The sequence below is a fragment of the Saccharopolyspora sp. MMCC62 genome (genome assembly GCF_057736575.1).
Genome location: NZ_JBYKCM010000001.1, coordinates 532307 through 557133 on the forward strand (window position 1 = coordinate 532307; position 24827 = coordinate 557133).

Sequence of the window (24827 nt, forward strand, 5' to 3'; positions counted from 1 at the left end):
GGTGGCTGCGCCGTCGCACCCCGCGACTCCACATCCCTTCCGCGCATCGCCGGAGTCACGATGCGCGGTTCCAGTGCTCCGATCGGGATATACTCGGGTCGCTTATTTCCGTTTTCCTCCCGAGGAGTGACACGTTCGGTGCCCACGGCACAGTCCCCTGAAGGAAGTACCGAGCCGGGACGTGGTCCCGGCTTTCCGCTCACTACCGGCCTGCGGCGAGGTGATCGCTGATGGCCATCGTGCTCTCCGTCCTCGGACTCCTGTTCGTCGCCGTGCTCACCTTGGGCACCGCGCTCGCCGTCGCCGCCGAGTTCTCCCTGACGTCGCTCGAACGCAGCACCGTCGACGCCCACGTCAGCCAGGTCGGCGACCGCCGGGCGAAAGCGGTGCAGCGCGCGCACCGCACGCTGTCGTTCCAGCTCTCCGGCGCGCAGGTCGCCATCACCCTCACCACCCTGATCACCGGTTACGTGGCCGAGCCGCTGATCGGTGAGCTGCTGCGCCCCGCGTTCCTGGCCGTCGGCCTGCCGAACGCGGCGGCGGGACCGCTGTCGCTGACGGTGGCGATCCTGCTGGCGACCACGTTGTCGATGGTGTTCGGCGAGATGGTGCCGAAGAACCTCGCCATCGCCCGGCCGCTGCCGACCGCCCGTGCCGTCTCCGGCTACCACTCCCGGTTCTCGCAGGTGTTCCGCTGGTTGATCGACGGCATGAACAACAGCGCGAACTGGGCGGTGCGGCGCTTCGGCATCGAGCCGCAGGAGGAGCTGCGCTCGGCGCGCTCCCCCGACGAGCTCGGATCGATCGTCCGCTCCAGCGCCGAGCACGGCACGCTCGACGAGTCCACCGCGGCCCTGATGGACCGCTCGCTGCGCTTCGGCGACCGCACCGCGGACGAGCTGATGACGCCGCGGGTGAAGGTCGAGTCGCTGCCCTCGGACGCGTCGGTGCTGGACCTGCTGACGCTGGCCCGGCGCACCGGGTTCTCCCGGTTCCCGGTGCACGACCACGACCTGGACGACGTGCAGGGCGTGGTGCACGTGAAGCAGGCGTTCGGCGTGCCCGGCGACCAGCGCGACACCACCCGGGTCGGGTCGCTGGCCCGCCCGGTGCCGACCGTGCCGGAGACGCTGGACGGTGACTCGCTGCTGAACCGGCTGCGCGGTTCCGGGCTGCAGCTGGCCCTGGTCGTCGACGAGTACGGCGGCACCGCGGGCCTGGTGAGCCTGGAGGACGTGGTCGAGGAGATCATCGGCGACGTCCGCGACGAGCACGACCGGCGGGAGACCGCTGCGGTGCGCAGGCTGACCGAGGGCACCTGGATCGTCTCCGGGCTGCTGCGCGCCGACGAGATCGAGGAGGCCACCGGCTTCGAGATGCCCGAGGGCGAGTACGAGACCGTCGCCGGTCTGGTGCTGGCGCGGCTGGGCCGCATCCCGGCCTACGGCGACCAGGTCGAGGTGGGCCCGTGGCGGCTCACCGTCGCGAGCATGGACCGCCACCGCATCGCCGAGCTGCGCCTGACGAAGGCGCACCACCCGGCGGACTCCACCGGCACCTCTGGGGGGACCCGATGAGCGACACCGTGGCGATCCTGCTCGGCGTGCTGTTGCTGCTGCTCAACGCGTTCTTCGTGGGCGCGGAGTTCTCGCTGCTGTCCTCCCGCCGGGACCGGCTGGAGGCGCTGCTGGACCAGGGCGTGAGCCGGGCCCGCACCGTGATCAAGGCGAGCCAGGAGGGTTCGCTGATGCTCACCAGCGCCCAGCTGGGCATCACGCTGTGCTCGCTGGGCCTGGGCCGGCTCGGCGAACCGGCCGTGGCGCACCGGCTGGAGCTGCTCATCCAGCCGTTCTCGGTGCCCGCGCCGGTGGTGCACGCGCTGGGCTTCACGATCGCGCTGGCGATCGTGGTGGTGCTGCACGTGCTGATCGGCGAGATGGTGCCGAAGAACCTGGCGCTCGCCGACCCGGAGCGGCTGGCGCTGTGGCTGGTGCCCGCGCTGGTGGCGTTCGTGAAGCTGGCGCGGCCGCTGATCGCGCTGTTCAACATGATGGCGAACGGCGTGCTCAAGGCGCTGAAGGTGGAGCCGAAGGACGAGCTGGACACGGCGTACACGTCCTCTGAGCTGGCCGAGCTGCTGGTGGAGTCGCGGCGCGAGGGTCTGCTGGAGCAGTCCGAGCACCGCAGGCTGGCGCAGACGCTGTCCTCGGTGGAGCACACCGTCGCGGACGTGCTGGTGCCGCTGGACCAGGTCACCAGCCTGCCCGGTGCCCCGACGCTGGGCGACGTGGAGCACGCGGTGTCCAGCACCGGGTTCTCCCGCTTCCCGGTGCGCGCGGACTCCGGTGAGCTGCTCGGCTACCTGCACGTGAAGGACGTGCTGGACCAGGCGGGCGGCGAGCCCTCCACCCCGGTCGCGCCCACCCGCATCCGCAGGCTGCCGTCGGTGCCGGTGACGGCCCGGCTGGACCAGGCGCTGACCTCGCTGCGGCGGGCGCGCAGCCACCTGGCCGTCGCGGTCGACGCGGACGGCGCCTCGCACGGCGTGGTCGCGCTGGAGGACCTCGTGGAGGAGTACGTGGGCACCGTCCGGGACGGCACGCACGTCACCGCCTGACCGGCGCGGAGCTCGATCGGCGCGGGCCGTCCCCTCGGGGGCGGCCCGCGCCGCCGTTCCCGGCCACCGCTCCCCCGCGACCCGGCCCTGAGCTCCGGCCGAACGGGTGACGACCCTCGCGGCCTTCCCCTCCGCCGAACGCGTGAATTCACCCGCACCGAACACCCGGGGTGATGACCGGAGCACCGTGCGCGATCGCCGCAACTGCGCTGCAAACGGCCTCGACGCACCTCCCGGCCGTGGCCCGCCGGGCCGTCCGGGCGCGGTTTCCGGCGTCTTGACAGCAAGATCGGCAAGGCCATACTCCGCTACGGAGCGGGCCCTGAGCCGAGGTCCGCGGGTTCCCGGAGCACGCGCACCGCGTGCTCCGGCGTGCGAGGAAGGGCGGACGCATGGCCGAGCGGATGGCCGGCAAGGTCGCTTTCATCACCGGAGCGGCGCGCGGCCAAGGACGTTCCCACGCGCTGCGGTTCGCCGCCGAGGGCGCCGACATCATCGCCGTCGACCGGTGCGCCGAGATCGACTCGGTCGCGCCCGTCTACTCGATGCCCACCGAGCACGACCTGGCCGAGACCGCGCGCGGGGTGGAGAAGCTGGGCAGACGCGCCGAGGTGCGGATCGCCGACGTGCGCGACCTCGACGGCCTGCAGGCCGCGTTCGACTCGGGCGTCGCCGAACTCGGCCGGGTCGACGTCGTCGTCGCCAACGCGGGCATCGTCAGCTTCGGCCGCAGCTGGGAACTGACCGCCGAGCAGTGGCAGGACATGATCGACGTGAACCTCACCGGTGTCTTCCACACCGCGAAGGTCGCGATCCCGACGATGATCGAGCAGGGCGACGGCGGCTGCCTGCTGTTCATCTCCTCGGTCGCCGGGATGAAGGGCCGCGGCGGGCTCGCGCACTACTCGGCGGCCAAGCACGGCGTGGTCGGGCTGATGCAGAGCCTCGCCGATGAGCTCGGGGAGCACGGCATCCGAGTCAACACGGTCCACCCGACGAACGTGAACACGCCGATGATCCGCAACCCCGCCTTCTACGGCCTCTTCAGCCCGCCGGACGCGGAGCCGACGCTGGAGAACGCGGAACCCGCGATGCGGGCGATGCACGTGCTGCCGACCAAGTGGGTGGAGGACTCCGACGTCAGCGATGCCGTCGCCTTCCTCGCCAGCGACGAAGCCCGGTTCGTGACCGGCGCGGTGTTCCCCGTCGACGCCGGCGTCGGCGTCCGGTGAGCGCGACGGCCACCGAGAGCGGCGTGGCGGTGCGGGCCGCGGTCGAAGAGGTGCTGGCGCGCTACGCGCTCGGCTACGACGAGGGCGACCTGGAGCTGCTGGCGGACTGCTTCACCGCCGACGCCGAGCTGTCGATGCGCGTGGCGGACGGCCCGGTGGCGGGCCCGGTCCGCGGCCGGGACGCCATCGTCGAGCTGGTGCGGGAGACCGCGCGCTCGCAGCGGGACCGGCGCAAGCACGTGCTGAGCAACCTGGTGCTGGACCACGCGGGCGACCGGGCGCGGGCGCGCACCTACCTGACGCTGTTCGCGGTCGCCGACGGCGCGCTGCGCGCGATCACCACCGGGCGGTACCTCGCTGAGCTGCGGGCCGGCTCCGGGGAGTGGCGCATCGCGACGCTCCGGATCGAGCTGGACCTGCCGTTCTCGTGACCCTCAACCAGGGGCTCATCCCGGCGAAGTGGGCGGCGCTGACGCCGCGCGCGCTCGCCGTGCACGACGTGCCGACCGGGCGGCGGGTGCGCTGGGCGGAGCTGGACCGGCGGGTGCGGCGGCTCGCCAACGGGCTGCTCGGGCTGGGGTTGCGCCGCGGCGACCGGGTGGCGGCGCTGTCCCGGAACCGGGTGGAGCTGCTGGAGCTGTACTTCGCGTGCGGCCGGGCCGGGTTGGTGCTGCAACCGCTGAACTGGCGGCTCGACACCGCCGAGCTGGCCCGGCTGCTGCGGGACGCGACACCGCAGGTGGCGGTCACCGCCGCCGAGTGGTCGGTGCAGGCCGCGGAGCTGCAGCGGAGCTGCGAGGTGCCGCACTGGCTGGAGTTCGGCGGCGACGGCGGCTACGAGGAGCTGCTGGCGGCCGCCTCGGACGCCGAACCGCCCGGCAGCGAGCACGTCGGCGACCACGACCCGTTCTTCATCCTCTACACCGGCGGCACCACGGGTCGCAGCAAGGGCGCCCTGCACACCCACTCCAGCGCCGAGGCGGGCGGTGCGCACCAGACCGTCGCCGAACGCATCGTGCCCGGTGACGTGTACCTGCTGACCGGGCAGATGTTCCACATCCCGATCGTGCTCGCGATGAACTACCTGCGGCACGGCTGCCCGCTGGTGCTGGTGGACTTCGCGGCCGAGCAGGCGCTGCGGGTCATCGAGCAGGAGCGGGTCTCGGCGTTCCTGGGGATCACCACGATGCTGAACTGGATGCTCGCGGTGCCCGGGTTCGACCGCTACGACCTGCGCAGCCTGCGCAACATCCAGTACGGCGGCGGTCCGATGCCGACCTCGGTGGTGCGGGCGGCGCTGGAGTCGTTCCCGTGCTCGCTGATCCAGGGCTACGGGCAGACCGAGGGCCCCGGCATGGCGTTCCTGTCCCAGGAGGACCACGCCGCGGCGATCGCGGGGCGGCACCCGCACCGGTTGCGCTCCTGCGGCCGGGAGGGCTTCGGGGCGCGGCTGCGGGTGCTGGACGACTCGGGGGCCGAGGTGCCGCGGGACGGGCGCACGCCGGGCCAGATCGTGGTGCGCTCGGAGGCGAACATGGCCCGCTACTGGAACCGGCCCGAGCTGACCGCGCGCACGCTGCGCGCCGGGTGGCTGTGGACGGGGGACGTGGCGACCTGGGACGAGGACCGCTACGTCTACGTGGTCGACCGCGCCAAGGACATGATCATCTCGGGTGGGGAGAACATCTACAGCGTCCCCGTCGAGGAGGCCGTGGCCGCCCACCCCGCGGTGCTGGAGTGCGCGGTCATCGGCGTGCCCGACCCGGAGTGGGGCGAGAACGTGAAGGCCGTCGTGGTGCTCAAGCCCGGTACCACCGCCACCGAGGCCGAGATCATCTCCACCGCCCGGGAACGGTTGCCGTCCTACCAGAAGCCGAAGTCGGTCGACTTCGTCGCGAGCTTGCCCAAGGCGCCGACCGGAAAAGTGGTCAAGCGCGAGCTGCGCGCCCCCTACTGGGCGGATCAGGAGCGAACATGACCTCACCCGTACCCGACGAGGCGGCGCTGGCCGAGCTCGTCGGCACCGAGTTCCCCGGCGGGGAGTTCACCTTGGAGCCGTGGTGGGTGCGGCTGGTGAACGACTGCGCGCTCGCCGACCCGGACGACGGGGCGGAGAGCCCGGTGTTCGCGTTCCTGGCCGCCACCTCGGCGATGGGGGTGAGCTGGGAGCGGTTCTGGGCCTGGTTCGGCGCCCGCGAGTCGGACGGCCCGATGGCCGGGGAGGTGCACACCGTGCTGCACCGCCCGCTGCGGGTCGGCGCCACCTACGCGGTGCGCGGCCGGATCGAGTCCGCGCGGCGCAAGCACGGCGCCCGCACCGGCGTCTTCGACCTGGTCGAGTACCGCCTCGACCTGCACGAACCGGACGGCTCCCCGGCCGCCTCCTGCACCAGCTCGATCCTGTTCCCGCGGCGGCCGCGATGAGCGGCGTGCGGCCCGGGGACGTGCTGCCCGACCACCAGGTCGGGCCGGTCAGCGCGGAGAAGATGCGGACGATGGCGGCCCTGATGCGGGACGCGAACCCGATCCACTTCGATCCGGCGGCGGTGCGGGCGCTCGGGCTCGGCGACCGGGTGATCAACCAGGGACCGCTGAACCAGGCGTACGTGGTGTCGATGCTGGCGCGCTGGGCGGGCGGCGCGCACCGGATCCGGGAGCTTCGGCTGCGCCACCTCGGCGCGGTGTTCGCCGGGGATCGGCTGCGCGCGCACGGCACGGTCCTCGGGGTGTCCGAACAGGACGGTGCGCTGATCGCGTCCTGCGCGGTCGGACTCGACGTGCTCGGCGGAGATCCGGTGCTCTCCGGCACCGCGTCCGTCCACATCGGAGGGTGACGGTGTCCGACCAGGTGCAGCGCTTCCGGCTGTCCTACGGGGACTGCGACGCGCTCGGCATCGCGTACTTCGCGATCTACTACCCGTGGATGGAGCGCGCCTACAGCAGCTGGTTGCACGCCCGCGGTTTGCGCTCCGCGGAGCTGGCCGCGCAGCTGGGCACCGGAACCGTCGGGGTGCACTCGGAGGCCACCTACCTCGCGCCGGTGCGGGTGTTCGACGAACTGGCCTGCGAAGTGGTGCGGGACCGGATCGGCACCACCTCCTACGCGCTGGGCTTCGAGTTCACCCGGGACGGCGAGCTGGTCGTCCACGGCCGGATGACCTTCGCCTGCCGCGATCCGCAGGGTGGGAAGGCTCCCGTCCCGCCACGGCTGCGGGAGCTGATCTCGCAGCTGCGCCCCGGCCGGACCGGCACCGACGAGGGCTGACCTATCCTGGCCGCACTATGCGAGTGCTGGGCGAACAGGAATGGCGGGGCCGCGCGACCGCGCACCGGGAGCGGGTGGAGCGCTGGACGGGACCGCACCGCCGCAGGCAGCGCGCCGGGGAGAAGCACCCGGTGATGGACTTCCTGTTCACCTACTACTCGCACCGCCCGTCGCTGCTGGAGCGCTGGCAGCCCGGTTTCGGCGTCGCGCTCGAAGGCGGTGCCGAGTTCCTGGAGCGCCGCGGCTACCTGCGCACCGACGAGGGCGTGGCGCTGGACCCGGCGGTGCTCACCGCGAAGCGCCACGACTCGGTGCGCTTCGTGCACGGGCTGCTCACCGCGATCCGCTCCCGCAGCCCGCAGCTGGGCTGCTTCGGGCTGCACGAGTGGGCGATGGTCTACCGCACCTCCCCCGGCGACGTGCGGCACGAGTCCTGGCCGCTGCGGCTCGGGCACGCGGGCACCGACGAGGTGGTGGACTCGATGCCGATCAAGTGCACCCACCACGACGCGTTCCGGTTCTTCACCCCGCCCGCGCGACCGCTGAACGCGCTGCAACCGGCCCGCGAGGACCAGGTCGCCCTGGAGCAGCCGGGCTGCCTGCACGCCAACATGGACCTGTTCAAGTGGGCCTACAAGCTGGACCCGCTGGTGCCCGCCGAACTCGTCGCCGACTGCTTCGAGCTGGCCGTGGACATCCGCGAACTGGACATGCGCGCCAGCCCCTACGACCTCGCCGACCTCGGCTACCCGCCCGTCGCGGTGGAGACGCCCGACGGGCGCGCCGCCTACGTGCGGGCGCAGCGCGAATTCGCCGAGCGGGCCGCGCCGCTGCGGGACCGCCTGGTCGAGCACTGCGAGCTGCTGCTGGCCGTCCCGCGGCCGGTGGGCTGAGCCCCGGAACACGACAGCGCCGACCGGGCCGGGGGAAGTTCGCTCCCCCGGTCCCGGCCGGCGCTGTCGTCGGCTCGGTGACCCGCGCGCGGCGGGTCGCTCCGGCTCAGTCCCGGACGGCCAGGTTCAGCTCGCCGTTGTCGTCGCGCTCGGCGTCGAGCACCTTGTCGCCCAGCAGCGACGCCGCCTGCGGTTCGAGGAAGACCCGGGCACCGGATTCCTCCACCACCTGGTCGTCTCCCTGCGGCTCGCTGGCGATCGACGCCTGCAACTCGGCCTGGCCGGCCTCGTCGGCGACCGGGGCGATGCGCAGCCCCGACCCTTCGGGCGAGTCACCGCCGGCCAGCACGACCTTGATGACCTCGGCTGCGCTCTCGCTGATCGTGAGCATTGCTGCACTCCTCTCGGAGGCGATCGGATGGAGCCGCCCACCGTAGTGCATCAGCAGCGGCTCCCGCTCACCCCCGCGCCGCGGTCAGCCCTCGTAGGCCGAAAGCGGAGGGCACGAGCACACCAGGTTCCGGTCCCCGCGCGCCCCGTCGATCCGGCGCACCGCGGGCCACACCTTCGGCGCGCCGGTGCCCAGCGGGTAGGCGGCCTCCGCCCGGGTGTAGGCGTGCTCCCACGGCCCGGCCAGCGAGGCCGCTGTGTGCGGAGCGTGCACGAGCGGGTTGTCGTCGGCGGGCCAGTGGCCGCTCGCGACCTTGTCGATCTCGCCCTTGATGGCGATCATCGCGTCGCAGAACCGGTCCAGCTCGGCCAGGTTCTCGCTCTCCGTCGGCTCCACCATCAACGTGCCCGCCACCGGGAACGACATCGTCGGCGCGTGCAGCCCGTAGTCGGCGAGCCGCTTGGCCACGTCGTCCACCGTGACGCCGGAGGACTTGGTGAGCGCCCGCAGGTCCAGGATGCACTCGTGCGCGACGAACCCGCCGGAACCGGTGTAGAGCACCGGGAAGTGCTCGTCGAGGCGCCGCGCCACGTAGTTCGCCGCCGCCACGGCCGTCAGCGTGGCCCGCCGCAGCCCGTCGGAACCCATCATCCGCACGTAGGTCCAGGAGATCGGCAGGATCGAGGCGCTCCCCCACGGCGCGGCGCTGATCGGCCCCACCCCGGTGGCCGGACCCGCCGCGGGCTGCAGCGGGTGGTTCGGCAGGAACGGCGCCAGGTGCTCGCGCACCCCGATCGGGCCGACGCCGGGGCCACCGCCGCCGTGCGGGATGCAGAACGTCTTGTGCAGGTTCAGGTGCGAGACGTCGGAGCCGAACTCCCCCATCCGCGCCAGGCCGATCAGCGCGTTCAGGTTCGCGCCGTCCACGTACACCTGACCGCCCGCATCGTGCACCAGGGCGCACACCTGTTCCACGGTGTCCTCGTACACGCCGTGCGTGGACGGGTAGGTGATCATGATGGCGGCGAGGTCGTCGCGGTGCTGGTCGACGACTTCGCGCAGGTGGTCGAGCTCGATGTTGCCCTGGTCGTCGCAGCGCACCACGACCACGCGGAGCCCGGCCATCACGGCGCTGGCGGCGTTGGTGCCGTGCGCGCTCGCCGGGATCAGGCACACGTCCCGCGCCGCCGCACCACGGCTGTGGTGGTAGGCGCGGATGGCCAGCAGCCCGGCGAACTCGCCCTGGCTGCCCGCGTTCGGCTGCAGGCTCACCGAGTGGTACCCGGTGATCTCGGCCAGCCAGCGCTCCAGATCGTGCACGATCTCCAGCAGGCCGGTCGCGTCCTGGGCCGGCGCGAACGGGTGGAGCTCGGCGAACTCCGGCCAGGTGATCGGTTCCATCTCCGCGGTCGCGTTGAGCTTCATCGTGCACGAGCCCAGCGGGATCATGCTGCGGTCCAGCGCCACGTCCGAGTCGGACAGGCTGCGCAGGTAGCGCAGCAGCGAGGTCTCCGAGCGGTGCGCGTGGAACACCGGGTGCGTCATGTACTCGGAGGTGCGCAGCAGCCCGGCGGGCAGCGCGTCCTCGGTCTCGGCGTCCAGCTCGTCGATGTCGGCCAGCGCGCCCCCGGCGATGCCGAAGGCCTCCGCGACCCGCACCAGCGCTTCCCGCGTGGTGGTCTCGTCGCAGCTGACACCGACGTGGTCGTCGTCGATGTGGCGCAGGTTGATGCCGCCGTCCCGCGCGGCCTGCACCACCTCGGCGGCCCGGCCGGGCACCTCGGCGACGAGGGTGTCGAAGAACGCGGCGTGCTCGATGCGCACCCCGCCGCGGCGCAGCCGCTCCGCCAGCACGGCCGCCATCCGGTGCGCCCGCTTCGCGATGGCCCGCAGCCCCGCGGGACCGTGGTAGACGCCGTACATGCCGGCCACGACGGCGAGCAGCACCTGCGCGGTGCAGATGTTGCTGGTGGCCTTCTCCCGGCGGATGTGCTGCTCGCGGGTCTGCAACGCCAGCCGGTAGGCCTGGTTCCCGTCCGCGTCGACGCTCACGCCGACCAGCCTGCCGGGCAGCTGCCGCTCGATGCCCTTGCGCACCGCCATGTAGCCGGCGTGCGGGCCGCCGAAGCCCATCGGGACGCCGAAGCGCTGCGTGGTGCCCACCACCACGTCCGCGCCCAGCTCACCGGGGGCGCGCAGCAGGGTCAGCGCGAGCAGGTCGGCGCTGACGACGACCATGCCGCCGCGCTCGTGCACCTGCTCGATGATCTCCTGCTGGTCGCGCACCGCTCCCGAGGCACCGGGGTAGGCCAGCAGCGCGCCGAAGAAGTCGCCCTCGGGCAGCGCCGAGGCGCCCGCGCTCAGGTCGGCCACCACGACCTCGATGCCCAGCGGTTCCGCCCGGGTGCGCAGCACCGCGAGGGTCTGCGGCATCACGTCGGCGTCCACCACGAACCGCGGCGACTTGGCCCGGCCCGCGCGGCGCACCAGCGTCATGCCCTCGGCGGCCGCGGTGGCCTCGTCGAGCATCGAGGAGTTCGCCACGGGCACGCCGGTCAGGTCGGCCACCATGGTCTGGAAGTTCAGCAGCGCCTCGAGCCTGCCCTGCGAGATCTCCGGCTGGTACGGCGTGTACGCGGTGTACCAGGCCGGGCTCTCCAGCACGTTGCGGCGGATCACCGGCGGCGTGATCGTCGGGTAGTAGCCGAGCCCGATCATCTCGGTGTGCGGGCTGTTGAGCCGCGCCAGGTCGCGCAGCTGCCGGAGCGCCTCGGCTTCGGTCGCCGGTTCCGGCAGGGCCAGCTGCAGGTCTCGTTCCCGGATGCCGTCGGGCACGGCCGCCTGCCCGAGCTCCTCCAGCGACCCGACGCCGATCACGTCGAGCATCCGGGCCAGTTCGGCGGGCAGCGGCCCGACATGGCGGTCGGCGAACGGAGTCCCGTGTTCCAGGGCGGCCAGCGGGATGCGGTCTTCGGTCGTCATCGCCACACCTCATTCATCGCGACGGACAGGGCGGCAGCACGTGTGCTGCTCTCCCCCTCTGTCACTGTCCGCGATGCGAACGCCTGAGAGCTTCACCCGGTCCGCGGACCGGCCTTGCACCGTCGGCGGGGAACCACGTCGGTGGTCCCGCTTTCCAGAGGTATCTCGCCCGTGCGGTCCAGCAGGCCTGAGAGGTTGTCGGGGAGGGTTTGCTCCTTCGGCGCCGCCGCTGACCAGGTCAACGGCGAACTCTCCCGCGCGGGGTCGGCGATGCTCAGCAGCTTACCCGATCCGGTGACGGCCGAACGGTGCGATCTTCATCCCGCCCGATCATCCCAACGGTCCAGGCGGGCCGCTGACGGGCGGTGATGGCCCCGGCACCCAGCGGTGCCGGGTGGCAGCGCTCAGCCGATGCGGCGGTCGCGCCTGCGGGACAGCTCGTCCCCGACCGGCTCGACGGCCTCGGCGCCGTCGGCGCGCTCGGCGGGGAACTCGTGGATGGTGCCGGTGATCTCGCGCATCGCACCGCTCACCGCGATGCCGAACACGCCCTGACCGCCCTGCAGCAGGTCCACGACCTCCTCGGCGGACGTGCACTCGTAGACCGTCGTGCCATCGCTGAACAGCGTGATCCGGGCCAGGTCCTCGACCCCGCGGTGGCGCAGGTGCTCGACGGCGACCCGGATGTTGTGCAGCGAGACCCCGGTGTCCAGCAGCCGCTTGACGACCTTGAGCACCAGGATGTCCTTGAACGAGTACAGCCGCTGCGAACCGGACCCGGCCGCGCCGCGGATGGACGGCCCGACCAGCTTGGTGCGCGCCCAGTAGTCCAGCTGCCGGTAGGTGATCCCGGCGATCTGGCACGCCGCGGGTCCGCGATAACCGACGAGCTCGTCCGGCAGCGCGGAGTCCGGGAACGGTGCCGAACCCCCTGCGGCGGCTTCCTCGCCAGGTGCTCGCTCCACCACGCCTGCCTCCCTCCGCCCGGCCCGAAGCCGGCGAACCACCGAACCCGGCTCGACGCATGATCATCGAGAACGACCACGAACGATCATGGAACCGGGGGTTTGACCTTCCCCGACCTGGAAAATCACATCGGGGCGATTCGCGCACCTCGAAGGTAAGCCCGCCCCGAGACCGGGTCAACGCGACGCGCGGAGCCGTCCCCCGACCCCGGTGTGACGCGTGCCCCGACCGGGGCCCGGCATGCGAGAAGGGCCCCTGGTGCGCGCGGCACCAGGAGCCCCTCTCGAACGACGCGGTCGGCCTGGCGGGGCCGAGCCCCGCCCGCCGCGATCAGGTGTCCGCGCCGCGGAAGTCCTCCGGCGAGACCGAGTCCAGGAATTCCCGGAACTTCTCGACCTCGTCCTCCTGCTCGTCCGGGATGATCAGCCCGGCTTCGTCCAGCACCGATTCGTCGGCGTGGATCGGCACCCCGATCCGCAACGCCAGCGCCACCGAGTCGCTCGGCCGGGCCGAGACCCGCACGTCCCCGTCGAAGATGAGCTCCGCGAAGAACGTGCCCTCCTGCAGGTCGGTGATTCGCACCTGCTCCAGGTCCCGCCCGAGGGCGCCGATGACGTCCTTGAGCAGGTCGTGGGTGAGAGGTCTGGCGGGTCGCACGCCCTGCTGCTCCAGCGCGATGGCGGTGGCCTCCACCGATCCGATCCAGATCGGCAGGTACCGCTCGCCCTCGGTCTCGCGCAGCAGCAGGATCGGCTGGTTGGCTGGTAGTTCCACTCGCACGCCGACGACGCGCATTTCGCTGCTCATCGACACATCGCCTCCTCCAGCGCGCCGAAGCGTGACATCCTTGGTCGAGGATCGCGCACCGACGCCTCTGACGCTACCCGCGATACGGCGGACACGCCGACCTCCGGCCGTCGTTCCCGCCCGGATTTTCCGCTCGGTGGACGGCTTTTCCGGCTCGTTCCGGGCCTCGCACCAGCGGGGTCGCCGGTACCGGGCCCTTCCGTTGTCCGCCCCGGGCAGGGGCGGTCTTCGACGCCGTCGCGCACCGGTTCCGCGGGCACCCGGAGGTGCTCACCGGACGCGGCTCCCGCGACTCCGACCAGGTCGGTTCCCGGGTCGGGCGCCGACCGCTCGCGACGCGAACGATGTCCCCCGTCACGATACACCGCACCGCATCCCGCAGAACCCGTTCCGGACTGCGGGAACCAGCGGCCCGGAGATCGCCTGGAACGATCACCGCCGAGAGCGATCGGGGCGGCGCCGGATCGGCGTCGCCCCGATGCGCTCGGTCCGCGGAACGTCCGCCTCAGCGGCCCTGACCGTCGATGGGACCGGTCAGGAACACCAACCGGAACTTCCCGATCTGCACCTCGTCGCCGTTGGCCAGCACCGAGGTGTCCACCGGTTCCCGGTTGACGTAGGTGCCGTTGAGGCTGCCGACGTCGACGACGACGAAGTCGTTGCCCTCTCGCCGGAACTCGGCGTGCCGACGGGACACCGTCACGTCGTCGAGGAAGATGTCGCTGTCCGGGTGGCGTCCAGCACTGGTGGTCTCGCGGTCGAGCAAGAACCGCGACCCGGCGTTCGGGCCACGCTTGACCACCAGCAGTGCAGCCCCGGCGGGCAGCGAATCGACCCCGGAGGCCGCCGGCTCCTGGGGGGCACTCTCGGTGCTCTCCGGCTCCGAGAGGAACGGCCTGAAGACCGAGGTGGTCTCCGGTGACTGCTCCGGCGGAACGCCGCCGGGCCCGTCGTTCTGGCTCACCTGAGCTCTCCTCTGCGCGGATGGGTCGTGCAAGTGGTTCAAACGTACCGTGCCGTCACAGGTCGCAGACGCGGGACTCCCACCTCACGCCGTTCGCGAACCCGAGATCAACGATCATCCCTGGTCGATGATGCCTTGGTAGTCGCTTTCGCTGAGCAGGCCGTCGAACGCGGCCGGGTCGGCGAGCTTGATCTCGATCATCCAGCCGTCGCCGAACGGATCGGAGTTGACCAGTTCCGGCTCCTGGTCGAGCTGCTCGTTGCGGGCGACGATCTCCCCCGCGATCGGGGCGTAGATGTCGGAGACGCTCTTGGTCGACTCCACCTCGCCGATGCCGCCACCGGCCTCGACGGTCTCGCCCACCTCGGGCAGCTGCACGAACACCACGTCGCCGAGCTGCTGCTGGGCGTAGTCGGTGATGCCGATGCGCACGGTGTCGTCGCCGGTGCGCCGCACCCACTCGTGCTCCTGGGTGTACTTGATCCCGTCCGGGGCCACTGGTGGTCCCGCCTTCCTCGTCGTACCTGGGCGGGGCCGGCTGCCACCGCACCCGCGCGATGATCGCCACGGACCCAGCGAGCCTAGGTCGGGGCCGCTCCCGGCCGCAAGGCGGCCGCGCGTGATCACACCCGCACCGGCCGGACCTGGACCGATCAGGTCTTGAGCGTGCGCGCGGCGCGCACCGCGGCGATCACCTGCACCAGGTACAGCACGCCCGCCCACACGTACAGCGCGCCGCCCCAGCAGGTGAAGGCGTAGGCGATCGGCCGCGCCACGCCCGCGAACGCGAAGTCCTCCTGCACGAGCAGCAGCAGCGGGAACGCGTACATCAGGCAGAACGTGGCGGCCTTGCCGAGGTAGTGCACCTCCGGCGGCTCGAACCCGTGCCAGCGCAGCACCGGCAGGCACAGGGTGAGCACCACGTCGCGGCCGATGAGCGCCGCCGCGGCCCACCACGGGATCACGTCCCGCAGCACGAAGGCGATGAGCGTGGCGACGATGTAGAGCCGGTCGGCCGCCGGGTCCAGCAGTTCGCCGACGCGGCTGTACTGGTCGAGCCAGCGGGCCAGCTTGCCGTCGAGCCAGTCGGTGGCTCCGCTGACGACCAGCACCAGCAGCGCCAGCAGGTCGGACTGCGGGCCGAGCAGCAGCCAGAGGAACAGCGGGACCCCGGCGAGCCGCACCGCGCTCAGCAGGTTGGGCCAGGTGATCCACGGGTCGTCCCAGACGCTCGCGGCGACTTCCTTGATCCGGGCGATGCCGGGGTCGGGCGGCGTGGCCGGTTCACCGCCGCGGTCCGCTCCGGCGGAGTCCGCGGCCGGTTCGGCCGCGGGCCGCTCGGTGCCGGTGATCCGCGGTTCGTCCGGTTCCGGGGACGTGGGATCGCCCCCTCGACCTCGGCCTCCGGACCCGGCCGTGGTGCCGTCGGCGTCCTGCACCACAGCCCTCCCCTGACGCGGTTGTGCGTTCCGCCGCGAAGCGCTCACCTGCGCCTGCGACTCCGGGACGCCCTGGGCGTCCGCACGGATCAGGGTGCCACACCCCCCTGGTGGTGGCCGGAGCGGCCACGGGGTGCGCTGCCGGAGTCAGCGGCGCTCGTGGCTCCAGCCGCGGCGCCGCATCTCGGCGTCGGTCAGGAAGCGGGCCCGGCCGCGGTCGTCCACCCCGGCCCAGCGGGCGCGGCCACCGACGCCTTCGAGGACGAACGAGTGGCCACGGCTCCACACCACGCTGCACGGGGTGGTGGGTAGTTCCGCCGCGTCGTCTTCACCACCGGCGATGCCGTCCCGGTGAGTCATCTCCACGCTGGTCACAGCTTGACACCTCCATCACGGTTGTCGGCCCGGTCGCGATCCGCGTTAACCGGCCGCCTCCCCACCCACGCATTGTGTTCGACCGGCGACCGGGGGTTCCCCGAATTCGGCGCGCCTGCGCCCAGCGGGAGCGACCCGACGCCGAATGGATGATCTTGAAAGCGCGCGGGTTCGGCGCGGCCGAAGCGGTGTCGACCGCTCGTCGCAGGAACTCGCGATGTTCGGTAGCCGCACCGGAAACCACCTCCTCCGCTGATCGACCATTGTGGACTGTCGGGCCCGGGCGCGCCACGCCCGCGGTCCCGGCGCGTCGCGGTCACCGCCCGCGGGAACCGCGTGGGTGCTGGCGCGGACGGCCCCCTTCGGGTAGACCACCGGCATCCGTCCCACACATCACCGCGGGAGGTCTCGACCATGGGTGCCCACGCCGACGCGCACCGGCGCAGCCTCGCCGACCCCGAGGGGTTCTGGCTGGAGGCCGCGACCGCAATCGACTGGGACCGCGCACCGGAGCGGGCGCTGGACGAGTCCGGGCGATGGTTCCCGGACGGGGTGCTCAACACCTGCTTCAACGCGCTGGACCGGCACGTCCGCGACGGGCGGGGCGAGCGGACCGCGGTGATCTGGGACTCGGCGATGACCGGCGAGGTGTCCCGCTGGACCTACCGCGAGCTGCTGGACCGCACCGCCCGCTTCGCCGGGGCGCTCCGGGCGCGCGGCGTCGGCAAGGGCGACCGGGTGATCGTCTACCTGCCGATGATCCCGGAAGCGCTGGTGGTCATGCTGGCGTGCGCGCGGATCGGGGCGGTGCACTCGGTTGTCTTCGGCGGCTTCGCGCCGAAGGAGCTCGCCGCCCGCATCGACGACGCCCACCCGGCGATCGTGGTGGCCGCGTCCTGCGGGCTGGAGCCGAACCGGGTCGTGGAGTACAAGCCGATCGTCGACGAGGCGCTGCGGCTGGCCGAGCACCGCCCGGCGGGCGGCGTGCTGGTGTTCCAGCGGGAGCAGGCGCGGGCCGAGCTGGGACCGGGCGACGCCGATGCCGCGGAAGCCCTGGCGGCCGCCGAACCCGCCGACTGCGTGCCCGTGGCGGCCACCGATCCGCTGTACGTGCTCTACACCTCCGGCACCACCGGGCGCCCCAAGGGCGTGGTGCGCGACCACGGCGGGCACGCGGTGGCGCTGCGCTGGTCGATGGGCGCGATCTACGACATCGGGCCCGGTGACGTGTTCTGGACGGCCTCCGACGTGGGCTGGGTCGTCGGGCACTCCTACATCGTCTACGCCCCGCTGCTGGCCGGGGCTACGACCGTGGTCTACGAGGGCAAGCCGGTGGGCACCCCGGACGCGGGCGCGTTCTGGCGGGTCATCGCCGCGCACGGGGTGCGGGCGCTGTTCACCGCGCCGACCGCGTTCCGGGCGATCAAGCGCGTCGATCCCGACGCCGCCGAGCTCGCCCGCTACGACCTGTCCTCGCTGCGCACGCTGTTCCTGGCCGGGGAGCGGCTGGACCCGGAGACCTACCAGTGGGCGGTGCGCACCCTCGGCGTGCCGGTGGTGGACCACTGGTGGCAGACCGAGACGGGCTGGCCGATCTGCGCGAACCTGCGCGGCCTGGAACCGATGCCGATCAAGCCGGGGTCGCCGACGGTACCGGTGCCCGGGTTCGACGTGCGGGTGCTCGACCAGGCGGGCGAGGAGCTGCCGCCCGGCGTGGACGGCGCGATCTGCATCAAGCAGCCGCTGCCGCCGGGGATGCTGCCGACGCTGTGGGGCGACGACGAGCGGTTCCGGGAGTCGTACCTGTCCCGCTACCCCGGCTACTACCTGACCGGCGACAGCGGGCACGTGGACGAGGACGGCTACGTGTTCGTGATGGGCCGCACCGACGACGTGATCAACGTGGCCGGGCACCGGTTGTCCACCGGCTCGATGGAGGCGGTGCTCGCCGCCCACCCGGCGGTCGCGGAGTGCGCGGTGATCGGCGTGCACGACGCGCTGAAGGGCCAGGTGCCGCGCGGCTTCGTGGTGCTCAAGTCCGGTGTCGAGGTCGATCCGGCGGAGCTGCGGGCCGAGCTGGTGGCCGCGGTGCGGGACCAGATCGGGCCGGTGGCGGCGTTCCGGGACGTGGACGTGGTGGACGGGCTGCCGAAGACGCGGTCCGGGAAGGTGCTGCGCAAGTCGATGCGGGAGATCGCCGACACCGGCGAGGCGAAGGTGCCCTCCACCATCGAGGACCCGGCGGTGCTGGACGCCCTGCGCACCGCGCTGCGCGGCGAGCGCTGACCGCCGGAGCGCGGCCGGGCCGAGCGGCGCCCGATACGTCCGTTCGGCCGCTGCCCACGCGGGATGCGTGGTCTATACCTTTTACGACCACGTCCCCGACCGGGAGTTGCCGATGCCCCTCACCCCCGTGCGCGCCGCGACGGCGGCGCTGCTGACCGGCGTGCTCGCCGCCGGAGCCCTGAGCACCCTCACCCCCGACGCCTCCGCGGACCCGCAGGCGCGGCTGCACCAGGTCATCCCGGCTCCCGAAGCAGTGCAGGAGGCGCCGGGCGTCGAGTTCGCGCTCACCGCCGACAGCGCGATCAGCGCCGACCCCGGCGCCACCGAGGTCGCCGACCGGCTCGCCGAGGTGCTGCGGCCCGCCACCGGGTTCCCGCTGCCGGTATCCGACGGCGGTGACCTCGCGCTGCGCCTCGACGAGCCGGACGCCGGACCGGAGGGCTACCGGCTCGAGGTCACCGCGGACGCGGTCACGCTGCACGCCGCCACCGACACCGGCCTGTTCCACGGCGTGCAGACGCTGCGCCAGCTGCTGCCCGCCGAGATCGAGAGCCCGCAGGTGCAGGACGTGCCGTGGACGGTGCCCGGCGGGGAGATCACCGACCGGCCGCGCTACGAGCACCGTGCCGCCGGGCTCGACGTGGCCCGGCACTTCTTCGACGTCGACTCGGTCAAGCGCTACATCGACCAGCTCGCGCGGTACAAGGTGAACTTCCTGCGCCTGCACCTGAGCGACGACCAGGGCTGGCGGATCCAGATCACCGACTGGCCGCGGCTGACCGAGCACGGCGGCAGCACCGAGGTCGGCGGCGGGCCCGGCGGCTTCTACACGCAGCAGGACTACTCGGAGATCGTGGCGCACGCCGAATCGCGGCACATCACGCTCATCCCGGAGATCGACACCCCGGGGCACACCAACGCGGCGCTCTCCTCCTACGCCGAGCTCAACTGCGACGGGGTCGCGCCGCCGCTGTACACCGGCATCGAGGTCGGGTTCAGCTCGCTGTGCGTGGACTCGGACATCACCTACGAGTTCCTGGACGACGTGATCCGCGAGATCGCCGCCCTGACCCCCGGCCCGTACCTGCACATCGGCGGGGACGAGGCGGACGCCACCACCGACGAGCAGTACCGGGCGTTCATGGACCGGGCGCTGCCGATCGTGGCGAAGTACGGCAAGACCGCGGTCGGCTGGCACGAGTACGCCAAGGCCGAACCGGCCGCCGGATCGGTCGTGCAGTACTGGGGCACCGAGGGTGCCGACGCGGAGCTGATGGCCGCGGCCGCCGAGCGCGGCAACCGCATCCTGCTGTCCCCCGCGGACCGGTCCTACCTGGACATGAAGTACGACGAGTCCACCGAGCTGGGCCTGAGCTGGGCCGGCTACGTCGAGGTCGCCGACGCCTACGGCTGGGACCCGGCGACGCTGCTGCCCGGGGTGCCCGCGGACGCGGTGCACGGCGTGGAGGCTCCGATGTGGACGGAGACGCTGGAGAACTCCGAGCACGTCGAGCTGATGGCGTTCCCGCGGCTGCCCGCGATCGCCGAGCTGGGCTGGTCGCCCGCGGCCACCCACGACTGGGAGTCGTTCCGGGCCCGGCTGGCGCAGCAGGGCCCGCGCTGGGAGGCGGCGGGCATCGGCTACACCCGATCCCCGCAGATCGACTGGCCGTGAGGCCTCCGGTGCGGCCGGGCCCCCCGCCCGGCCGCACCGCGGTCAGCGCTCGCCGAGCCCGGCCCACTCCTCGTCGGTGAGCAGCCGGGACCGGATCAGGAAGCGCACGCCTTCGGGCGCCTCCAAGGAGAAACCGCTCCCCCGCCCCGGGACCACGTCGACGGTGAGGTGGGTGTGCTTCCAGTACTCGAACTGGGCGCCGGACATCCACATCGGCACCGGATCGGGGTTCCCGTCCTCGTCAACCACGGCGAGGTCGCCGAGGTGCACGTCGGACGCTCCGGTGCGGAACTCGCCCTGCGGATAGCACATGGGGGCGCTGCCGTCGCAGCACCCGCCGGACTGGTGGAACATCACCGGGCCGTGCTGGGCCCGGAGGCGGCGGATCAGATCCGCCGCCTCCGGCGTCACGGCCACCCGTGCGGGAGTGCCCGTGTCCTCGTCCGCCATCAGAACAACCCCGGACCGCTCTGGGAGTAGCTGATGAGGAGGTTCTTCGTCTGCTGGTAGTGGTCCAGCATCATCTTGTGCGTCTCGCGGCCGATGCCGGACTGCTTGTAGCCGCCGAACGCCGCGTGCGCCGGGTAGGCGTGGTAGTTGTTCACCCACACCCGGCCCGCCTGGATGTCGCGGCCCGCGCGGTAGGCGGTGGAACCGTCCCGGGCCCACACGCCCGCACCGAGGCCGTAGAGGGTGTCGTTGGCGGTCTTGATCGCCTCGTCGTAGTCGGCGAACGACGCGACCGACAGCACCGGCCCGAAGATCTCCTCCTGGAAGATCCGCTGCTTGTTGTGCCCCTCGAAGATGGTGGGCTGCACGTAGTAGCCGCCGGCGAGCTCGCCGCCGTGCTCGATGCGCTCCCCGCCGGTGAGGACCTTGGCGCCCTCCTGCTTGCCGATGTCGATGTAGGAGAGGATCTTCTCCAGCTGGTCGTTGCTGGCCTGCGCGCCGATCTGGGTGTCGGTGTCCAGCGGGTGCCCGGTCTTGATCTTCTCGGTGCGGGCGACCGCGTCGGCCAGGAAGTCCCGGTAGATGCCCTGCTGCACCAGCGCCCGCGACGGGCAGGTGCACACCTCGCCCTGGTTGAGGGCGAACATGGCGAAGCCCTCCAGCGCCTTGTCGTAGAAGGCGTCGCGCTGGGCGGCCACGTCGTCGAAGAAGATGTTCGGGCTCTTGCCGCCGAGCTCCACCGTCACCGGGATGATGTTCTCGCTGGCGTACTGCAGGATGAGCCGCCCGGTGGTGGTCTCCCCGGTGAAGGCGACCTTGCGGATCCGCGAGTTCGAGGCCAGCGGCTTGCCCGCCTCGACGCCGAAGCCGTTGACGACGTTGAGCACGCCCGGCGGCAGCAGGTCGGAGATGACCTCCAGCAGCACGTGGATGGACGCCGGGGTCTGCTCGGCCGGTTTGAGCACGATGGCGTTGCCACCGGCCAGCGCGGGCGCGATCTTCCAGACCGCCATCAGGATCGGGAAGTTCCACGGGATGATCTGGCCGACGACGCCCAGCGGCTCGTGGAAGTGGTACGCGACGGTGTCCTCGTCGACCTGCGAGAGGGTGCCCTCCTGGGCGCGCAGCGCGCCCGCGAAGTAGCGGAAGTGGTCGATCGCCAGCGGGATGTCGGCGGCCAGCGTCTCGCGGACGGGCTTGCCGTTCTCCCAGCTCTCCGCGACCGCGAGCTTCTCCAGGTTCTGCTCCATGCGGTCGGCGATGGCCAGCAGCACCCCGGCGCGCTCGGCCGGAGCGGTGCGGCCCCAGGCGGGTGCGGCGCCTTCGGCGGCGTCGATGGCTCGCTCGACGTCGTCCGCGGTGCCGCGGGCGATCTCGGTGAACACCTTGCCGGTGATCGGGGTGGGGTTCTCGAAGTAGTCGCCCTTCGCGGGGGCGACGTACTCGCCACCGATGAAGTGGTCGTAGCGCGAGCGGTACTCGACCACCGCGCCCTCGGTCCCCGGTGCTGCGTAGAGCGTCATCTGGTGCCTCCCGTACGACGTTGTGCGGTGCTGGGCGCGAAGCTACGGGCGGCGACGTTGCAGTGACGTTGCCCACGGGCGGCGCACCCCGCTGGCAATGGGGTGAGCGTCCTTGCCTGTTGCGCGCGTCACGGTCCAGGATGGGCCGATCGGGCGCGCTCCGCCGCACCGGTGGAGCAGCTTCCGAGCGTGACCGCGCATGAGCGGTCGAGTACCGTACCGGCTCTGGATCTTCAGCGAGGGCGGTGTCCGCCCCGTCCCGGTTGTGAGCACGGAGGCATGAAGCGCACCGACGAGATTCCCGCCGACCCGATGGAACGCGCCCGCCTGCTGCGGCGGGTGCACAGCGCCGTGCTCTCCGGGGAGCGCGCGCCGCACGCCCCGCGCGCGGTGGTGTTCGAATCCTGGCGCCGCTCGCTGGCGGCCAGCGTCGACCCGGACCGGGTGGAACCGCCGATGGGCGTCGGCGTCGACCGGCTCGCGGAGATGCGCGCGGCGCATCCGCTCGCGGCCTGCGTACCGCTGCTGCGCCGCACCCTGCTGGACGCGGCGGACGGCACCACGCACATCATGGTGATCACCGACGCCGAGGGGAACATCCTCTGGCGCGAGGGGCATCCGAACGTCTGCCGGGCCGCGGACCGGGTGCAGCTGTCCGAGGGCACCACCTGGTCGGAAGCCTCGATGGGCACCAACGCGATGGGCACCACGCTGGCCACCGGCCGCCCGGTGCAGATCCACTCGGCCGAGCACCTGGTGCGCCGCTACCACTCGTGGACCTGCGCGGCCTCCCCGGTGCACGACCCGGAGACCGGCCGCATCCTCGGCTCGATCGACATCAGCGGGCCGCTGCACACGATGCACCCGGCCCTGGCGGCGCTGGTCGCGGCGGCGACGACGCTGGTGGAGAGCACGCTGCGGGACTGGATGGCGCGCCGCGACGAGCGGCTGCGGGAGCGGAACTCGGACGTGCTGCGGGCGCTGCGCGGCGAACCGGGGGCGCTGCTGAGCGCCACCGGGCGGGTGATCGCGGCCGAACCGGGTGATCTGGCGCTGCCGGAGCGGGTCGAGCTGGACCGCCCGGAGGGCGCGCTGCGGCTGAGCGGCCGGGAGGCGCGGATCGAGCCGTTGGCCGAGGGGTACCTGCTGCGGGCGCCCCGGGCCGTCGCGGGCCCCGGCCCGGCGGGTTCGGGCGGTGCGGCCGGGACGGGTCCGGCGCGTGCCGCCGGAACGGGCACGAGCGCCGAGGCAGGCCCGGCACCGTACTCGGCCGATCAGGACGAACCCCGGGCACCGACACTGCGGCTGCGCTTCCTCACGTCCCGGCCGATCGCGGAGCTGCGCGGCCGCGAGGTGTCGCTGAGCCCGCGCCGCGCCGAGCTGCTGGCGGTGCTCGCGCTCTCCCCCGACGGCCTCAGCGCCGAACAGCTCGCGCTGGCCCTGCACGGCGAGCAGGGCAACCCGGTGACGGTGCGCGCCGAGATCCACCGGCTGCGCACCCAGCTCGGCCACGACGTGGTGCAGACGAAGCCGTACCGGATCGCCGCCGAGGTGGACGCGGACTTCCTGCAGCTGCGCACCGCGCTGCGGGCTGGGCGGCTGGACCCGGCGCTGGACCTGCACCGGGGCACGTTGCTGCCCAGTTCGGAGGCACCGGCGGTCCGCGAGGAGCGGGAAGACCTGCTGGCGGGCCTGCGCGGCGCCGTGCTGGCGGCGCGCGACCCGGAACCGCTGTGGCGGCTCGCCGACGGCCCGGCGGGCCGCGACGACATCGAGGTGCACGAGGCGCTGCTGACGGTGCTGCCCGCGCAGGACTGGCGCCGCCCCACGGTCGCGGCCCGGCTGCACCGGCTGCTGCACGACCCGGCCTGACCGGTGCGCGCGGCGGGTGCCGCGGCCGCGGGGCGGCGGGGCTCAGCCCGCCTTCGGCTCCAGCACCGTCCACCACTCGGCGAGGCTGGGGCGCTCGGCCAGGTCGGCGAAGGTGACCTCGACCCCCTTGGTGCGCCACCGCTCCACCAGGCTCATGATCCGCACCGAGTCGAGGCCCCAGTCCAGCAGGTTCTCCTCGTCGCTGATCTCGGCCGGGTCCTCGTAGAGCAGCTCGGCCACGTCGGCCCGCACGTCGTCGAGGGTCAGCTTCCCGCTCATGTTCTCCTCCTGCACCCGTTCTCCACCGGCTTCGGCGAAGCCCGGTCCGGTCGTCGCGGCGCTCATGCCACCGCGGAAGGCTGCGGCGCCAGCGCTTCGACGAGCCGCTGCGTCGAGTCCACCACGGCGCACCGCTTGGCCGCGTACTGCACCGCCATCCGGTGGTCCTCGGCGGAGAAGTCGGCGACGGCGTCGGCGGCCAGAAAGGCCTGGACCTCCTGCTGGAACGCTTCGGCCGCGGTCATCAGGCAGCCGATGTGCGCGTAGATGCCGGTGATGATCAGCTGGTCGCGGCCCCAGCCGCGCAGCATCTCGCGCAGCTCGGTGCGCTGGAAGGCGCTGTAGCGCCACTTGGTCAGCCGCACGTCGCCGGGTTCCGGCGCGAGCTCGTCGATGATCGCCTCCTGCTCGGGGTCGGCGACACCGGGCCCCCACCACTCCAGCTGGAGCCCGCGCTGCTGCGGGGTCTGGCCGCTGGGCTGGGCGCAGTACACGACGGGGACCCCGGCGGCGCGGGCGCCCGCGGCGAGCCTGCGGATGTTCGGCACGACCTCGGTGAGCGGTTCGGCGTCGGGCTCGAACACGTTCACGAAGTGCCGTTCCATGTCGTGCACGAGCAGCACGGCCCGGTCCGCATCCGGTCGCCAGTCCACCCGGTTGGCGGGCAGTTCGTCCTGCCGCGGAACCGGGTACGGCGCGATCGTCGGCAACCCCACCTGTGCGTCCTCCTGTCCTGCTCCACGTCCGGTCCGGGGCCGCCCCGGCCGGGAATCGCCGGGCCCGCCCCGTTCGCGCGGGGCCGCTCGGCCGG

Annotated in this window: 23 protein-coding genes, 1 pseudogene and 1 riboswitch; of the genes and pseudogenes, 12 read left to right on the forward strand and 12 right to left on the reverse strand. The window is 72.6% G+C overall.

Features of this window, described 5'->3' with window-relative positions:
- The first annotated feature begins 230 nt into the window (after positions 1 to 230).
- The 9 genes from AC29IT_RS02450 to AC29IT_RS02490 all read left to right on the forward strand — a co-directional run bounded on the left by AC29IT_RS02450 (position 231) and on the right by AC29IT_RS02490 (position 8007).
- Positions 231 to 1577: a hemolysin family protein gene (locus AC29IT_RS02450; RefSeq protein ID WP_358446235.1), complete on the forward strand. Its 1347-nt coding sequence runs from the start codon at positions 231 to 233 to the stop codon at positions 1575 to 1577.
- Positions 1574 to 2617 (forward strand): hemolysin family protein, encoded by a 1044-nt coding sequence (locus tag AC29IT_RS02455; RefSeq protein WP_488217667.1) that lies wholly within the window; start codon positions 1574 to 1576, stop codon positions 2615 to 2617. The genes AC29IT_RS02450 and AC29IT_RS02455 overlap by 4 nt, the downstream gene beginning before the upstream one ends.
- A 392-nt stretch (positions 2618 to 3009) precedes the next feature.
- Positions 3010 to 3849, forward strand: coding sequence for a mycofactocin-coupled SDR family oxidoreductase (locus AC29IT_RS02460; protein ID WP_488217668.1), 840 nt, complete (start codon positions 3010 to 3012; stop codon positions 3847 to 3849).
- On the forward strand, positions 3846 to 4280 hold the full coding sequence (locus AC29IT_RS02465) for a nuclear transport factor 2 family protein (RefSeq protein ID WP_488217669.1): 435 nt from the start codon (positions 3846 to 3848) through the stop codon (positions 4278 to 4280). The genes AC29IT_RS02460 and AC29IT_RS02465 overlap by 4 nt, the downstream gene beginning before the upstream one ends.
- Positions 4277 to 5827 (forward strand): AMP-binding protein, encoded by a 1551-nt coding sequence (locus tag AC29IT_RS02470; RefSeq protein ID WP_488217670.1) that lies wholly within the window; start codon positions 4277 to 4279, stop codon positions 5825 to 5827. The genes AC29IT_RS02465 and AC29IT_RS02470 overlap by 4 nt, the downstream gene beginning before the upstream one ends.
- Positions 5824 to 6273, forward strand: a complete 450-nt coding sequence (locus AC29IT_RS02475) for a hypothetical protein (protein ID WP_488217671.1) — start codon at positions 5824 to 5826, stop codon at positions 6271 to 6273. Before AC29IT_RS02470 ends, AC29IT_RS02475 begins: the two co-directional genes overlap by 4 nt.
- Positions 6270 to 6683, forward strand: coding sequence for a MaoC family dehydratase (locus AC29IT_RS02480; RefSeq protein ID WP_358447086.1), 414 nt, complete (start codon positions 6270 to 6272; stop codon positions 6681 to 6683). Before AC29IT_RS02475 ends, AC29IT_RS02480 begins: the two co-directional genes overlap by 4 nt.
- Before the next feature lie 2 nt (positions 6684 to 6685).
- Complete coding sequence (locus tag AC29IT_RS02485; protein ID WP_488217672.1) at positions 6686 to 7114, forward strand: acyl-CoA thioesterase; 429 nt, start codon at positions 6686 to 6688, stop codon at positions 7112 to 7114.
- A gap of 17 nt (positions 7115 to 7131) precedes the next feature.
- Positions 7132 to 8007 carry a 3-methyladenine DNA glycosylase gene (locus AC29IT_RS02490; protein WP_488217673.1) on the forward strand — a complete coding sequence of 292 codons (876 nt, stop codon included), beginning with the start codon at positions 7132 to 7134 and terminating at the stop codon, positions 8005 to 8007.
- A 106-nt stretch (positions 8008 to 8113) separates the two neighbouring features.
- On the opposite strand, the gene AC29IT_RS02495 is transcribed toward AC29IT_RS02490, so the two are convergent.
- The 8 genes from AC29IT_RS02495 to AC29IT_RS02530 form a co-directional block, all read right to left on the reverse strand.
- Positions 8114 to 8398, reverse strand: coding sequence for a HesB/YadR/YfhF-family protein (locus tag AC29IT_RS02495; RefSeq protein ID WP_358445667.1), 285 nt, complete (start codon positions 8396 to 8398; stop codon positions 8114 to 8116).
- An 84-nt stretch (positions 8399 to 8482) separates the two neighbouring features.
- The gene (gene gcvP, locus AC29IT_RS02500; protein WP_358445666.1) at positions 8483 to 11380 is read right to left on the reverse strand and encodes an aminomethyl-transferring glycine dehydrogenase; all 2898 of its coding nucleotides are present in this window, start codon (positions 11378 to 11380) and stop codon (positions 8483 to 8485) included.
- Between the two features lie 164 nt (positions 11381 to 11544).
- Positions 11545 to 11647, reverse strand: a riboswitch (glycine riboswitch).
- A gap of 137 nt (positions 11648 to 11784) precedes the next feature.
- Complete coding sequence (locus AC29IT_RS02505) at positions 11785 to 12348, reverse strand: MerR family transcriptional regulator (protein ID WP_358445663.1); 564 nt, start codon at positions 12346 to 12348, stop codon at positions 11785 to 11787.
- 328 nt (positions 12349 to 12676) lie between these two features.
- Positions 12677 to 13153, reverse strand: a complete 477-nt coding sequence (locus AC29IT_RS02510) for a bifunctional nuclease family protein (RefSeq protein WP_224957385.1) — start codon at positions 13151 to 13153, stop codon at positions 12677 to 12679.
- 505 nt (positions 13154 to 13658) lie between these two features.
- Positions 13659 to 14117 carry a glycogen accumulation regulator GarA gene (gene garA / locus AC29IT_RS02515; RefSeq protein ID WP_358445659.1) on the reverse strand — a complete coding sequence of 153 codons (459 nt, stop codon included), beginning with the start codon at positions 14115 to 14117 and terminating at the stop codon, positions 13659 to 13661.
- 114 nt (positions 14118 to 14231) lie between these two features.
- Positions 14232 to 14615, reverse strand: coding sequence for a glycine cleavage system protein GcvH (gene gcvH, locus AC29IT_RS02520; RefSeq protein WP_358445656.1), 384 nt, complete (start codon positions 14613 to 14615; stop codon positions 14232 to 14234).
- 155 nt (positions 14616 to 14770) lie between these two features.
- Positions 14771 to 15376: a cardiolipin synthase ClsA gene (gene clsA, locus AC29IT_RS02525; protein WP_488217910.1), complete on the reverse strand. Its 606-nt coding sequence runs from the start codon at positions 15374 to 15376 to the stop codon at positions 14771 to 14773.
- Between the two features lie 327 nt (positions 15377 to 15703).
- Positions 15704 to 15931 (reverse strand): hypothetical protein, encoded by a 228-nt coding sequence (locus tag AC29IT_RS02530; protein WP_488217674.1) that lies wholly within the window; start codon positions 15929 to 15931, stop codon positions 15704 to 15706.
- 402 nt (positions 15932 to 16333) lie between these two features.
- Between AC29IT_RS02530 and AC29IT_RS02535 the strand changes: the two are divergent.
- Both AC29IT_RS02535 and AC29IT_RS02540 read left to right on the forward strand, forming a co-directional pair.
- Positions 16334 to 18217: pseudogene (locus AC29IT_RS02535) on the forward strand (propionyl-CoA synthetase); the annotation flags it as partial.
- Between the two features lie 112 nt (positions 18218 to 18329).
- A complete protein-coding gene (locus tag AC29IT_RS02540) occupies positions 18330 to 19892 on the forward strand; it encodes a beta-N-acetylhexosaminidase (protein WP_488217675.1) in 1563 nt (520 codons plus the stop codon).
- A 42-nt stretch (positions 19893 to 19934) separates the two neighbouring features.
- Here the strand turns inward: AC29IT_RS02540 and AC29IT_RS02545 are convergent, their stop codons facing one another.
- Positions 19935 to 20342: a DUF779 domain-containing protein gene (locus AC29IT_RS02545; RefSeq protein WP_358445650.1), complete on the reverse strand. Its 408-nt coding sequence runs from the start codon at positions 20340 to 20342 to the stop codon at positions 19935 to 19937.
- Positions 20342 to 21865 carry an acetaldehyde dehydrogenase ExaC gene (gene exaC, locus AC29IT_RS02550; protein WP_488217676.1) on the reverse strand — a complete coding sequence of 508 codons (1524 nt, stop codon included), beginning with the start codon at positions 21863 to 21865 and terminating at the stop codon, positions 20342 to 20344. Before exaC ends, AC29IT_RS02545 begins: the two co-directional genes overlap by 1 nt.
- A 279-nt stretch (positions 21866 to 22144) precedes the next feature.
- Here exaC and AC29IT_RS02555 point away from each other — a divergent pair, with 279 nt between their 5' ends.
- On the forward strand, positions 22145 to 23737 hold the full coding sequence (locus AC29IT_RS02555) for a GAF domain-containing protein (RefSeq protein ID WP_488217677.1): 1593 nt from the start codon (positions 22145 to 22147) through the stop codon (positions 23735 to 23737).
- A 42-nt stretch (positions 23738 to 23779) separates the two neighbouring features.
- On the opposite strand, the gene AC29IT_RS02560 is transcribed toward AC29IT_RS02555, so the two are convergent.
- Together AC29IT_RS02560 and AC29IT_RS02565 are read right to left on the reverse strand one after the other, a co-directional pair.
- On the reverse strand, positions 23780 to 24082 hold the full coding sequence (locus tag AC29IT_RS02560) for a phosphopantetheine-binding protein (RefSeq protein ID WP_488217678.1): 303 nt from the start codon (positions 24080 to 24082) through the stop codon (positions 23780 to 23782).
- On the reverse strand, positions 24079 to 24732 hold the full coding sequence (locus AC29IT_RS02565; RefSeq protein ID WP_358445644.1) for an isochorismatase family protein: 654 nt from the start codon (positions 24730 to 24732) through the stop codon (positions 24079 to 24081). Before AC29IT_RS02565 ends, AC29IT_RS02560 begins: the two co-directional genes overlap by 4 nt.
- Positions 24733 to 24827 lie beyond the last annotated feature (95 nt).